The sequence below is a fragment of the Halorubrum tibetense genome (assembly GCF_042661865.1).
In the GTDB taxonomy this organism is placed as follows: domain Archaea; phylum Halobacteriota; class Halobacteria; order Halobacteriales; family Haloferacaceae; genus Halorubrum; species Halorubrum tibetense.
Genome location: NZ_JBHSWW010000057.1, coordinates 1 through 12,584, shown reverse-complemented (window position 1 = coordinate 12,584; position 12,584 = coordinate 1). Strand labels below are relative to the sequence as shown.

Below are 12,584 nucleotides of genomic sequence, written 5' to 3'. Positions count from 1 at the left end.
GACCGCGACGCCCGCGGGCAGCAGTTCGCCCAGCGAGTACGTCTGGCCGGGCGAGAGCTCGCCGTCGTAGATCACGGCGTCGGCGTCGCGCTCGGCCACCAGTCGCATCAGGTCCTCCGCCGCGCCGCGGCCGAGTCCGTACGTGGGGTCTTCCCGGCGACGCTGTGTGATCTCGCCGACGACCGTGTACCCGGTCGCGACCGCGAGCCCCCGGATCTCCGTCGTGTCCGGGGTCGCGTCCCGGTCACGCGCCGCGATGACGGCACGACGGCCGTGAGCGTCCCTCGGGGCCGGATCCGTGTCGGTCCTCGTCGCTGCGTTCGTCGAGTTCGGTTCGCCGGTGTTCGTCGAGTTCGGTTCGCCGGTGTTCGTCGAGTTCGGTTCGCCGGTGTTCGTCGAGTTCGGTTCGCCGGTGTTCGTCGAGTTCGTGTCGTCTCGTGACATACGGTCGGGCGCTCACATCGGCCCGGGGAGGGGAGCGGGTGTGTCGACGAGCCGCACGAACTGATCGCGACTCGGCGGTGACACTACTCCGAGATCGGTCTCGTGGCGATCCGGACGGGGCGTGATCCCGCGTGGGCCGCCCAGTACGCGTCCGACGGCGGCGACGGGATCAGAACGAGACGAAGCGGGTCTCCATACGGATCAGTATCCGATCAGGATATATAAGCGTTCACCGGAAACGTGGTGTGGGACCGTTCCGCATCCGGGGTCGTTCCGGCACGATCCCGAGACCGTTCTCCGAGTGCTCCCGGCGAAAACGTCGGGATTCGGGTAGTTTCCGGAGTCAGGGAATACGCACGTCGTGTCGGAGCGTTCCGACTCCCTCGACGGTCACCTCGACTGTATCGCCGTCGGCGAGCGGGCCGACGCCGTCGGGGGTGCCGGTCGCGATCACGTCCCCCGCCTCGAGCGTCATGTACGTCGTTATCTCCTCGATCAGTGTCGGCACGTCGAACGCGAGCTGGGAGCGATCCCCGGCCTGTTTCCGGTCGCCGTTCACGTGGAGTTCGACACTGGCGTCCGCGGGGACCTCGTCGGGCGTCGCGAGGACGGGGCCGAGCGGCGCGGCGTTATCGAACGCCTTCCCGCGGACCCAGTTCTGCTCGCGGTTCTGGTCGTCACGGTTCGAGAGGTCGTTCATGCAGGTGAAGCCGGCGACGACGTCCATCGCGTCGGCGGCGTCGACGTCCGTACACGCCTCGCCGATGACGACCGCGAGCTCCGCCTCCCAGTCGAGTCGGTCCTTTCCCCCGGGAAGCGTAACCGTCGACCCGTGGCTCGCGAGGGCGTTCGGGGCTTTCAAGAACAGCAGCGGGCGGTCGGGGATCTCGTTGTCGAACTCGGCGGCGTGCTCGGCGTAGTTTCGTCCGACACAGACGATCTTCGTCGGCTCCACGGGCGGGAGCACGTCGATCTCCGGGTGGTCGAGGGCGTACTCGTCGTCGCCGAAGGCGACGGTGTCGCTATCGGGGTCGTATCGTCCCTCACGGACGGAGCCTGCCGGATCGCGGAAGCGGGCGTGATACATGCTCGTTCCGAGGGCCCGGTTGCTAAAAGGACTGCTGGAGTCGGCGATCCCGAGATGCGCCCGTGTCAGCCGCCTCACGGAGCGTGACCCCACGGCTCACGGGTCGGCGATATTCGGGTTCCGCGGCGTGATCGCCGGTGTCACCGCGACGTCCGCCGACGGAGCCGGATCGAGACATCGTTTCCGCCCAGATCGCTCCTGTCGAACGCGAGCTCACCGCCGAACATTTCGACGGTCAGCTCGGTCAACCAGAGCCCGAGCCCGCTCCCGTGGTGTGTCGGCGTTATCTCGGCCCCGTCGCGAATGACGTCCCGTTCATGCGGCGGGATCCGTGGGCCGTCGTCCTCGACGTGGATGATCACCCAGTCGTCGGGGTCGTGGTCGCCGGTATCGATCGCACGATCGATCCGCACGCGAACCCGGGGTGTGGGACTCGGGTTGTGTTCGATCGCGTTGTCGACGAGGCTCTCGATCGCGTATCGGAGACGGCTGTCGGCCAAAACCCGCTTCGAGCCGGCGAAGTCGACGTCGATCGTCGCGTTCGGGGACCGCTGTCGGCGTTCGTCGATGACGGACCGGATGAGCGGTTCCGGATCGATGTGTGCGTCCTCGTCGGTCCGCTGTTGGAGCACCGTTCGGATGTGCCCCGCCTCGTCGGCCAATCGTTCGAGCTCGTGTGCCGCCCGTTCGATGGTCGCCGCGCCCTCGACCGCCTCGCCGTCTGCCTCCGGGATCGCGGCCAACAGCCGGGTCGTGTGCCCCGCAACGAGGTTCGCGTTGTTTCGAAGGTTGTGACGAAGGATCCGGTTGAGTACCTTCAGGCGGCGTTCGTTGCGGGATATCTCCGTGAGATCGGTGTAGACGGCGAAGCCGCCGACCGACTCGCCGACATCCTCATCGTCGGTCCCGCCGCTTCCCTCGTACGGGATCCCGCGATACAGGAACTCCCGAAGCCCGTATTCGGTCTTCCGTGTGACTTTCCGGTAATTGATCTCCCCCTTCGCAGTGCTCTCGTCGAGCGCCGCAGCCTCCGCACGCTTCCACTCGGGAACGACCCACTCGTTGAGCGGTTCGTCACGGATCGCATCGTCGTCGTAGCCGAACACGTCGACAAACGCCCGGTTAGTCCCCATCACTATCGGCGTTCCATCGACCAGTTCGAACTCGACGACCGCGTCCTGTACGTGTTCGATAAGATGTCGATATCGGTCGCTTCCGAGCTCGTCGTGACCGGGGTCCGGATCGTCGACCGAACCCGGATCGTCGTCACGCGTCATGTCGAACTGGCATTGTCACGACTCTCATAGGAGGATACCTATCATAAGCGTGTATTCGCGGGAAGATATTGCGGAACAAACCCGTAAAACTGATCGGACGGGAACCGCAGTGGAAGCGGGAGGTCCGGCGCGCCGGTCGGCGGCGCACGAACCGCCGTTGACATTTATTACCTCGGGTTGTGAACCGTCGGACGCACTATGGAGCTCACTTGGCACGGCCACTCGACGTGGCACGTCGTCGTCGATGACACCGAGCTGTTGATCGATCCGCACTTCGACAACCCGAAGACCGACGTCGACCCCGAGGAGCTCGATCCGGACTATCTCCTGTTGACGCACGGTCATACGGACCACATCTCCGACGCAGACCGCTACGAGGGCGCGACGGTCGTCGCGACGCCGGAGCTCGTGGGGTACGTCCAGGACACGTTCGGCCACGAGGACGCCGTCGGCGGGATGGGGATGAACATCGGTGGCACCGTCGAGTGCGGCGACGCGTGGGTGACGATGGTCCGTGCGGACCACTCCAACGGGATCGACACGGGCTATGGGACCTCCGCCGGGATGCCCGCCGGGTTCGTGATCGGCGATAAGAAACCGACCCAGGAGTCCGACCCGGACTGTACGACGTTCTATCACGCCGGCGACACCGGACTGATGTCCGAGATGGTCGACGTGATCGCACCGTACCTCGAACCGGACGCGGCCGCGCTCCCCACCGGCGACCACTTCACGATGGGACCCGCCGGCGCGGGCATCGCCGCCGACTGGGTCGGTGCCGACGTCGTGTTCCCGATGCACTACGACACGTTCCCGCCGATCGAGATCGACACGCGGGAGTTCGTCAACGAGGTAAAAGCCGCCGGGGCAAACGCGGAGCCGGTCGTGCTCGACGGCGACGAGACGTACGTCGTCGAGCCCTGAACGGGCCGGAATCGAGACGTATCTCGGAACTCGATTTTTTAGAGACGGCCGATACCCCCGATACGTCAGGGTATAGCAACCTTTAGGCCCGCAGGCGACGATCCTCAGGACGTCATGTCCGACATCGAGACCACAACGGTTTCCGAGGACGGGTACGCGTGTACGAGTCAGGTCGGCGAGTTCGACCTCCAGATCGACGCGACCGACGAGACGGGACCGAACCCGAACGCCGCGCTCGTCGCGACGTACGCCTCCTGTTTCATCCCCGCGTTCCGCGTCGGCGGCAGCCAGCGCGGCGAGGAGGAGCTCGGCAAACTCCAGATCGACGCGAGCGCCGAGCTCGACGACGACGACGACCTCGCCGCGATCAGCTTCGACCTCCACGTAGAGGCCGAACTCGACGACGACCAAGTCGCGGAGATCGTCGAGCGCGCGGAAGGTATCTGTCACGTCCACGCCGCACTGAAAGACGAGTTGCAGGCCGACGTGAACGTCCACCCCGGCGCGTTCTGAGCCCGGCCGACCTCACCCTCCGGTCGCCGAGTGCGAGCCGGCTACCGGTCGTCGACGCGGGACTCCACGCCGGTAAAGGTGAAGCGAGCACCACCCTCCTCGCCGGCGTCCACGGCGACGTCCCAACCGTGTGCCTCCGCGACGCCCTCGACGATGGCGAGGCCGAACCCGGTCCCCGATCCCGACGTGGTGTACCCGCTCTCGAAGACGCGCTCGCGCTCGTCGGGCGGGATCCCCGGACCGTCGTCGACGACGTAGAACCCGCCATCGAGATCGTCGACCGTCACGATCACCGGCGGGTCGCCGTGCTCGAACGCGTTCCGAAACAGGTTCTCGAACAGCTGCTTGAGTCGCCCGGGGTCGGCCCGGATCGCGGCCGACGTCTCGACGTCCAGCGACAGCTCCGGCGCGTCGACGTTTTCGCGGGCCTCGCATGCGACGTCAGCCAATCCGACCTGTTTCGACTCCCCGACGGTGCGGCCCTGTCTCGCAAGGGTGAGGACGTCGTCTATCAAGTGTTCCATGTCGTCGAGCGCGCGTTCACACCGATCGAGGTGCGAGAGGTCCCCGGTATCGCGGGCGAGCCGGGTGAACCCGGACAGGACGTTGAGCGGGTTTCTGAGGTCGTGGCTCACGACTTTCGCGAACTCGTCGAGCCGCTCGTTCTCGCGTTCGATCCGACGCTGGTACGCTCGACGCTCGGTGATATCACGGCTGCTTGCGAGGAACCGGTCCTCGCCATGGACGTCGATCCGACGAACGTGGACCTCGACAGGGAGCGTCGAACCGTCCGCGCGCCGATAGCTCGTCTCGATCCGGGCGGTCTCGTCGACCCCCAAGCCCTCCCAGCGTTTCGAGGCGTCCGCGGCGTCCATCTCGACGTCGATCGCCGACACCGACGTGCCGACCAGTGCCTCCGGCTCGTAGCCGAGCTCGTTGCACATCGAGCGGTTCGCCTCGACGATGGTCCCGTCGAGGTCGTGGATCTCCATCATGTCCGGCGACCGCTCGAACAGCGCCTCCAGCCTGGCGGACGTGCGTTCGAGCCGCCGTTCGCGTCGCCGCGCCTCGGTTACGTCCCGGGCGATACAGAGGACCGCGTCGAACTCTCCGTCGACGAACAGGGGAGTCAGGCGGTAATCGACGATCGCGTCCGTTCGGTTCGGGAGGTCCATCCGTATCGTGTCCGCGAGCACGTCGCGGTCGCCGGAAACGAGCGCCGCGAACGGGTCCCCCTCGCTCTCCTCGCGGATCCGGTCCACGAGGACGCTCTCGGATCCCACGAGTTCGTCTCCCGAGCTGCCGTACCCCTCGGTGAGGTAGTCGTTGACGAACACGAACCGTCCCTCGGCGTCGTACAGACAAACCGACTCCGGCATCGCGTCCACCATCCGACGGTACCGTTCGAGGTCGCGCTCCCGTTCCGTTCGGTCGGTCACGTCGATGTGGATCCCGACGGCCCGACGTGGGGCACCGTTCTCGTCGCGCTCGACCACGCGCCCGCGGTCGCGTATCCACTTCCAGTCGCCGGATTTCGTCCGCATCCGGTGGTCACACTCGTAGGCGTCGGTCTCGCCGGCGAGGTGTGGCTCCAGGACGTCCCAGACCGCATCGATGTCGTCGGGGTGGACGCGTTCCTCCCACGCGTCGAGGTCGGCGTCGATCTCCGCGAGCTCGTAGCCGAGCATCGCGGTCCACCCCTCGTCGAACGTCACTTCGTCGGTGCGGAGGTCCCAGTCCCACACGCCGACGTCCGCGCCGTCGAGCGCGAGCGCGAGCCGCTCCGAGGCCTCCTCGAGCTCGCGTTCGCGCTCCTTGCGTTCGGTTACGTCCCTGAAGTAGACGGAGAGATCCGTCTCGGAGGGGTACGCGTGGACCTCGAAATCCGTCTCCAACGGGGCGTACCGGAACTCGAACTCCCGCGGTTTCCCCGTCTCCATCGCCTCCCGATAGGCGTGTTCGAGCTCGCTCCCGACGGTTTCGGGGAACGACTCCCAGACGGTATCGCCGAGGATCGCGTCGGGGTCGCGTTCGAGTATCTCCGCGCCGCGCTCGTTCACGTACGTGAACCGCCACTCCTCGTCGAGGGCGTAGAACGCGTCGGTCATCCGCCCGAGGTGGGCTTCGAGCCGTCGTTCGGCGCGCGCCCGCGAGACGACGTTGCCGATCCGGTTGGCGAGCACCGAGAACTGGTCGGTTCCCGACTCTTTCCGGAGGTAGTCGTCCACGCCCGCCGAGATGGCTTCGCTCGCGACTTCCTCGGACCCGCGACCGGTGAACAGGAGGAAGGGGACGTCGCCGTATCGCTCGCGAACGGTCTTCAAGAACTCGATCCCGTTCGTCCCCGGCATGTCGTAGTCGCTGACGACACAGTCGACCCGGGTCGAGTCCAGCAGCTCAACGGCGTCGGCGACCGTCGTCACCGCGGTCACGTCGAACCGGCCGTCGGACCGTTCGAGAAACGAGCCCGCGAGTTCGGCGAAATCGGGTTCGTCGTCGACATGCAGGACGCGGACCGGCGAGGAGGTGTCCAACGACGCGTCCTCACCGGTCCTCCCGTCGGCCCCGTCGAGTATCTGGATGGTGAAGACCGTCCGACGTGTTAACGGTTCCTCTCTCCGGCGGCGTAGTCGACGACGACTGTCGAGGCGGCATACCCGATGACGCCGACGATGATCCCGGCCACCAGTGCGACGATCGGGTCGCGGGCGAAGACGTACGCCGCGAGGAACGCCACCATCCCGACCGCGTTCCCGCACAACAGCCGGAGGGTTCGATAGCTCGGCGTCCGCGTCGGTCCCGTCGACATACACGGAGTACGGGCACAGGGGATAAAACCGGGAGGGTCGAAGACGACCGTCACGGCCGTCCGCGCTCACCGTTATATGCGATACCGCGTCCAGAGCCGCTATGTCGTCGAGACGAAACGCGACACATCGCGCGGCCGCCCGATGGGTCCGGTGGCTCGCCACGACGATCACGGTCGGACTACTCGCAGCGATCGGCGTTTCACTGGGGGCGTACGGTCGAGGGGTCGCGGTCGTGCTCTCGGACATCGCCGTCGACTCGGCCGGCGTCTGGCCGACGACCGCCGTCCCGAACACGCTGTCGCTCGTCGCTGCCGTCGTGTACGAGGGATCGGTTCTCGCGGGGATACTCGCGGTGGCTGCGGCGGGGTGGCTTGGAGTCGTGCTTGCAGTACGGGTCGGCGCAGGGGTCGTCGCGTCGGTGACGTGGTGAGCACGCGTCGGTGGCGCGGTGAACGTGTGTCGGTGGTCCGGTCCACCCCCGGAACGACTTTTGGCGTCGCCACACAACGGGGACGTATGGTACTGAAGGAATCCGACTCGGAGCTGGACCGCGGCGACACCGCCCCCGCGTTCGATCTTCCGGGGGTCGACGGGGACCGATACACGCTCGACTCGTTCGACACGGACGCCCTGCTCGTCGTGTTCACCTGTAACCACTGCCCGTATGCGAAAGCGAAGTTCGACCTCCTCAACGAGGTCGCCGCGGAGTACGACGACTGTGCCGTCGTCGGTATCAACCCCAACGACGCCGAGGAGTACCCGGAGGACTCCCTGGAAGCGATGCGCGAACACGTCGAGGACGGCACGATCGCGTACGACGCGTACCTCCGTGACGAGACCGCCGACGTGGCGTCGGCGTACGGGGCCGTCTGTACGCCCGACCCGTTCCTGTTCGGTCGCGAGGGCGGCGAGTGGCGACTCCGGTATCACGGCCGACTCGACGACGCGATGAGCCCGGACGACGAGCCGACCGAGTTCTACGTGCGCGAAGCGATCGACGCGGTGTTGGCAGGTGAGTCGGTCGACGTCCCGGATCGCCCCTCCCGCGGATGCTCGATCAAGTGGCCCGAGGAGTGACCGAGCCTGACCGAGCCTGAACTCCCGTTCCGTTACTCGCCCGCCGAGGGGCCCGTCCTCGTCGAGGCGTCGTCCGCGCCGATCTCCTCGGTCACTCGGGCGTGGAACTCCCGGAGGACCGCGGACTCGTCGTCCGCGAGGACGACGTCGGAGTCGACGAGCGTCGCCAGCCCGAACGACAGCGGACTCGGCGAGTCGACCGCGTGGTGAGACACCGCGATCTCGCCGCGTTCGACCCCCGTCAGCACCTCCCGGATCCCCGCAACGTCGAGCCGGTCCTCTAACAGCTCGCGGTACGTCTCCTCCATCACGGCGAACCCCTCGAGCTCGTTCGCGAACGAGAGTAGCATCTCGGCCGACACCTGCTGTTCGGCCGCCGACTTCTCGTACCCCTTGTACCGTTTCAGTATCAGGAGCGATCGCCCGGCATCGATCCGGAAGTAGCGTTTCAGGAGGTCGGTCCCTTCGATCGCGTCCCGGAGGTCCTCGCGGAGCGTCCCCGTGTCGAGGTCGCGGAGCACGCCCGCGACGTCGACCTTTCGGTTGAGCGGGAACGAGAGGCTGAACCCGTTATCGGCGACTGCGACCGCGACGTTGGCGTCCGTGCGGTTCGCGCACTCGGCGGCGACCAGCCGCGAGAGCCCGTCGTTGAACCGCCGGCCGTAGACGGTGTGGACGTAGTATCGACGCTTGTATTCGGCACGGTCGAGCTCCTCCTCGACGGCGATCCGATCGGACGTCGAGACGCTCTCCGCGCCGGCGTACGCGACCTGTTCGTCGTACATCCGGGCCAGTGCCCGGACCGCGTTCTCGTCGAGCGGCAGCTCGCGGAGCCACGCCCGGACCGCGGGCGGTCCCCCGGCCGTCAGTCGTTCCAAGAGTCGCTCGCGAAACGCGAGCACCTCCCGGCCGAGGTCGTACGAGAGGGGGAGCCGTTCGGCGTACCAGGACGGGACCGTCGCGCGCTCGGCCGTCCGGTCGACGTACACCTTCGAGCCGCGGCGGTACCGGAACGCGAACCGTTCGCCGCCGAGCGTGAACACGTCGCCGGACTCCAAAGTGTCGAGGTACGTCTCGTCGAGCGTTCCGACCCACTCGTCGTCGCGGGTGAACACGTCACAGCTGAACGAGTCAGGGATGGTGCCGATGTTCGTCATATAGATGACCCGGGCGAGCCGGCCGCGTTTGCCGATCAGCAGCTCGCCGACGGGGAAGCCCTCGTGGTGGTGCTCGCCGTCCGGCGGGTCGTTCGCGTCGCGCCACACCTTCGGATACACGTTCTTCTCCTCTAGCCCGTCGTAGTCGGCGGTGAGATACCGCATGAGCGTCTCGTACCGGTCCGCACCGTACCGCCGGTACGGCCAGGCACGCCGGAGGACCTCGCGGACCTCCCGATCCGGTCGGACCCGGTTTATCGCCATCCCGTACACGTGTTGGGCGGCGACGTCGTGAGCGTTCTCGGGGACGAACACGCGGTCGACGAACCCCTCCTCGGCGCGCGCGAGCATAGTGGCACACTCGACGAGCTCGTCACGGTCGAGCGCGAACACCCGCCCCTCGACGGTCTCTCCCGGGCTGTGTCCGGCGCGGCCGACCCGCTGGAGCAGCGCCGCGACGGACTTCGGCGAGCCGACCTGAACGACGAGGTCGAGGTGCGGCATGTCGATGCCGAGCTCGAGGCTCGTCGAGGTCGTCACCACGTCCAGCGAGCCGGATTTCAACCCCTCCTCGATCCGAGTGCGCTGGGCCTCGCCGAGGCTCCCGTGGTGACAGCCGGAGTCCGACTCGTCGTAGCCGAACCGCTCGCGGAGCCCCTGAAGCACCCGCTCCGCGCCTGACCGTGAGTTCGTGAACACGAGCGTGTTCGTGTGTCCGGCTATCAGATCGTGGAGGTCGTCGTAGAACCGGTCCGTGACGGCAGAGCCCGGAGTGTGGATGAGGTCGGCCGCCGGCGTCCGGAGTTCGAGGTCGAACTCCCGAACGAACCGGGTGTCGACGAGCTCGTACTCGCGCGGTTCGAGGCCGTCGGGGTCGCCGACCGCGCCGTCGACGCGCTCGCGTCCGACGAGGAACTCGGCGATTTCCTCCAGCGGTTCGACGGTCGCGGAGCAGCCGACCCGCGTGGGAGAGCCCTCGGTCAGCTCCACGAGCCGCTCCAGCGACACTGCGAGGTGAGTGCCGCGCTTGTTCGCCGCCAGCGAGTGGATCTCGTCGACGATCACGTACTCCACCGTCCGGAGCTTCTCCTTGAACTTCGGCGAGTTCAACAGGATCGCGAGCGTCTCGGGCGTGGTGTTGAGGACGTGTGGCGTCCGGTCGAGCATCGCCTGCCGGTCCGCCGAGCTCGTATCGCCGTGTCGGATCGCCTGCCGGACGCCGGGGTCCTCGTCGGCCGGCAGCAGGTCACCGATCCCGGAGAGCGGCGCTTCGAGGTTGCGGGCGATGTCGTTCGCGAGCGATTTGAGCGGCGAGACGTACAGACAGTAGACGGAGTTCTCCAAGTCGCCGGCGCGGTCGCGGGCGAACAGGTCGTCGAGGACGGCGGTGAAGGCGGCCAGCGTCTTGCCGCTCCCCGTCGGCGACGCGACGAGGCAGTTCCGCCCGGCGTCGATATGCGGGATCGCCTCGCGCTGTGGCGGGGTGAACAGGCCGCCGTTCTCCGGAATATGCTCGCCGAACGTCTCGACCCACCACCGCCGAACCGCCGGAGAGAGCCGGGCGAGGACGTCGGCGTCGTCGATCCGAACGCGCTCCGGATCGAACGCCCAGTCGCGGTCGGCGGCGACGTCGGCGAGGAGCCCCCGAGCGATCGTCTCCGGGTCCGGCTCGTCGCTCGATTCGGACCCGTCGGGGGCGTCATCCGTGGGATCGGTCACTGATCGATCGATGGGCGCGCGGACCCAAAGCGGTTGTGTCGGGATCGGTCGACGGGGCGTGAGCGCCGTTAACGTCCCATAGGTGTCGGCGTCGTCGCCGGCAGCTGGAGGCAACGATCGGTGGCGGCCGAAGGTATTTGCCCGGGGCGGCCGAGCGGAACGTATGCTACGCAGTGGGGCGGTGACCGGGTCCGGTCGCCGTGCGGTCGCGCTCGGCCTCCTCGTCGGGATCGTCACGCTTCTCGCGCTCTCGGGCGGGATAGCGGCTCCCGCAAGCGCTGAACACGTCCAGCTGGACTCCGCCGACGAGGAGGCTGGCGTCGAAGCCACCGTCGACGAGGTCCCTATCGACGAGCGAGCGACGGACCCGCTCGCGAACGAGACCGGCACGACATCGGTCGTCGTCCGGTTCCCGCCGATGGAGCCGCGTGACCTCGCCGATACCGACGACGACGAGGTCGTCGAGGAGCTCCGCGAGCACGCGAGCGACGAACGCGTAGCGTTCGAGGCGTTCGCGGCCGGGACGGACCGCCTGACGATCGAGCGGACGTTCTGGCTGGCGAACGCCGTCCTCGTGAGCGTCGACGCCGACGAGACCGACGCGGACGAGCTGCTCTCGGTCGCGAACGTGACCGACGTTCACCGGAACGTCGTGGTCGCGACACATTCGGGGGCTGCAGGCGGCGGAGAGCGTGCTGAGGGCGCGGGGAGCGTGACGGAGTCCGTCGACCGACACCTTGACGCGTCCACCGATCGGTTCCAGGTCGGCACGGAGCCGACTGGGAGTCACACCGACGGGTTGGAGGCGATCGACGTTCCGGCGGCGTGGGAGCGGTTCGACACGCGGGGTGCGGGTGCGACCGTCGCCGTGATCGACACCGGGGTCGACCCCGCCCACCAAGACATCGAGCTTGCCGCCTGGGCGGATTTCGACGAGAACGGGACGCTCGTGAGCGACGACGTCGCCGACGCGACCGACCCGGACGGTCACGGTACGCACGTCGCGGGCACCGTTGCGGGCGGGGAGGCCTCGGGGACCCACATCGGTGTCGCACCGGACGCGGCGATCGACGGGATCGACGCCTTCGGCGAGGACGGGTCGGCGACGTTCGCGGGGGTCCTGGCGGCGATGGAGCACGCGACGGCGGACGACGACGTGGACGTCCTCCAGATGAGCCTCGGCGCGAACGGGACGTTCCGCGGGTTCATCATGCCGGTTCGAAACGCCCGGGCGGCCGGCTCGATCGTCGTCGCCGCCGCCGGCAACGACGGGGAGAACACCTCCTCGTCGCCGGCGAACGTGTACGACTCGCTCGCGGTCGGTGCGGTCGACACCGACGAGAACCGGACCGTGGCGGCGTTCTCCAGCGGGGAGCCGATCGAGGCGGTCGAGGCCTTCGGCGAGATCCCGGAGGACTGGCCGGAGCAGTACGTCGTGCCGGACGTCTCCGCGCCGGGGGTCGCGGTCGTCAGCGCGGAGTCCGGGACGACGGACGGGTACGTCCGCCGACAGGGGACGAGCATGGCCGCCCCGCACGTCAGCGGAGTGGCTGCGCTCGCGATCGCCGCGACTGAC

General features: G+C 67.7%; 11 protein-coding genes. 5 read left to right on the top strand and 6 right to left on the bottom strand.

The genetic code is table 11. The annotated features are described in order from the left end of the window. The 3 genes from ACFQEU_RS06045 to ACFQEU_RS06035 form a co-directional block, all read right to left on the bottom strand. Positions 1 to 444: HflX-like GTP-binding protein (locus ACFQEU_RS06045; RefSeq protein ID WP_465261117.1), on the bottom strand; the 444-nt coding region annotated here is incomplete at its 3' end. A 343-nt stretch (positions 445 to 787) separates the two neighbouring features. Further along, positions 788 to 1,531, bottom strand: a complete 744-nt coding sequence (locus tag ACFQEU_RS06040) for a fumarylacetoacetate hydrolase family protein (RefSeq protein ID WP_379780272.1) — start codon at positions 1,529 to 1,531, stop codon at positions 788 to 790. Between the two features lie 140 nt (positions 1,532 to 1,671). Beyond that, positions 1,672 to 2,808: a PAS domain-containing sensor histidine kinase gene (locus tag ACFQEU_RS06035; protein ID WP_379780270.1), complete on the bottom strand. Its 1,137-nt coding sequence runs from the start codon at positions 2,806 to 2,808 to the stop codon at positions 1,672 to 1,674. Positions 2,809 to 3,006: 198 nt separating this feature from the next. On the opposite strand from ACFQEU_RS06035, the gene ACFQEU_RS06030 reads away from it, so the two are divergent. Both ACFQEU_RS06030 and ACFQEU_RS06025 read left to right on the top strand, forming a co-directional pair. Next, positions 3,007 to 3,732 (top strand): metal-dependent hydrolase, encoded by a 726-nt coding sequence (locus ACFQEU_RS06030; protein WP_379780268.1) that lies wholly within the window; start codon positions 3,007 to 3,009, stop codon positions 3,730 to 3,732. A 114-nt stretch (positions 3,733 to 3,846) separates the two neighbouring features. Next, complete coding sequence (locus tag ACFQEU_RS06025) at positions 3,847 to 4,245, top strand: OsmC family protein (protein ID WP_379780266.1); 399 nt, start codon at positions 3,847 to 3,849, stop codon at positions 4,243 to 4,245. Between the two features lie 41 nt (positions 4,246 to 4,286). Here the strand turns inward: ACFQEU_RS06025 and ACFQEU_RS06020 are convergent, their stop codons facing one another. Together ACFQEU_RS06020 and ACFQEU_RS06015 are read right to left on the bottom strand one after the other, a co-directional pair. Continuing rightward, complete coding sequence (locus tag ACFQEU_RS06020; protein ID WP_379780264.1) at positions 4,287 to 6,779, bottom strand: PAS domain S-box protein; 2,493 nt, start codon at positions 6,777 to 6,779, stop codon at positions 4,287 to 4,289. Positions 6,780 to 6,847: 68 nt separating this feature from the next. Then, a complete protein-coding gene (locus ACFQEU_RS06015; protein ID WP_379780262.1) occupies positions 6,848 to 7,054 on the bottom strand; it encodes a hypothetical protein in 207 nt (68 codons plus the stop codon). 101 nt (positions 7,055 to 7,155) lie between these two features. Between ACFQEU_RS06015 and ACFQEU_RS06010 the strand changes: the two genes are divergently transcribed. Next, complete coding sequence (locus ACFQEU_RS06010) at positions 7,156 to 7,485, top strand: hypothetical protein (protein ID WP_379780260.1); 330 nt, start codon at positions 7,156 to 7,158, stop codon at positions 7,483 to 7,485. An 86-nt stretch (positions 7,486 to 7,571) separates the two neighbouring features. Then, complete coding sequence (locus ACFQEU_RS06005) at positions 7,572 to 8,132, top strand: thioredoxin family protein (RefSeq protein WP_379780258.1); 561 nt, start codon at positions 7,572 to 7,574, stop codon at positions 8,130 to 8,132. 32 nt (positions 8,133 to 8,164) lie between these two features. Here the strand turns inward: ACFQEU_RS06005 and ACFQEU_RS06000 are convergent, their stop codons facing one another. Then, positions 8,165 to 11,008, bottom strand: coding sequence for an ATP-dependent helicase (locus ACFQEU_RS06000; protein WP_379780256.1), 2,844 nt, complete (start codon positions 11,006 to 11,008; stop codon positions 8,165 to 8,167). A 163-nt stretch (positions 11,009 to 11,171) separates the two neighbouring features. Here ACFQEU_RS06000 and ACFQEU_RS05995 point away from each other — a divergent pair. After that, on the top strand, positions 11,172 to 12,584 hold a 1,413-nt coding region (locus tag ACFQEU_RS05995), incomplete at its 3' end, for a S8 family serine peptidase (protein ID WP_379780254.1).

Coding starts and splice junctions, on each gene's coding strand:
- ACFQEU_RS06010 (WP_379780260.1), top strand. CDS start 7,156: ATGTCGTCGAGACGAAACGCGACACATCGCGCGGCCGCCCGATGGGTC.
- ACFQEU_RS06040 (WP_379780272.1), bottom strand. CDS start 1,531: ATGTATCACGCCCGCTTCCGCGATCCGGCAGGCTCCGTCCGTGAGGGA.
- ACFQEU_RS06015 (WP_379780262.1), bottom strand. CDS start 7,054: ATGTCGACGGGACCGACGCGGACGCCGAGCTATCGAACCCTCCGGCTG.
- ACFQEU_RS06025 (WP_379780266.1), top strand. CDS start 3,847: ATGTCCGACATCGAGACCACAACGGTTTCCGAGGACGGGTACGCGTGT.
- ACFQEU_RS06030 (WP_379780268.1), top strand. CDS start 3,007: ATGGAGCTCACTTGGCACGGCCACTCGACGTGGCACGTCGTCGTCGAT.
- ACFQEU_RS06005 (WP_379780258.1), top strand. CDS start 7,572: ATGGTACTGAAGGAATCCGACTCGGAGCTGGACCGCGGCGACACCGCC.
- ACFQEU_RS06035 (WP_379780270.1), bottom strand. CDS start 2,808: ATGACGCGTGACGACGATCCGGGTTCGGTCGACGATCCGGACCCCGGT.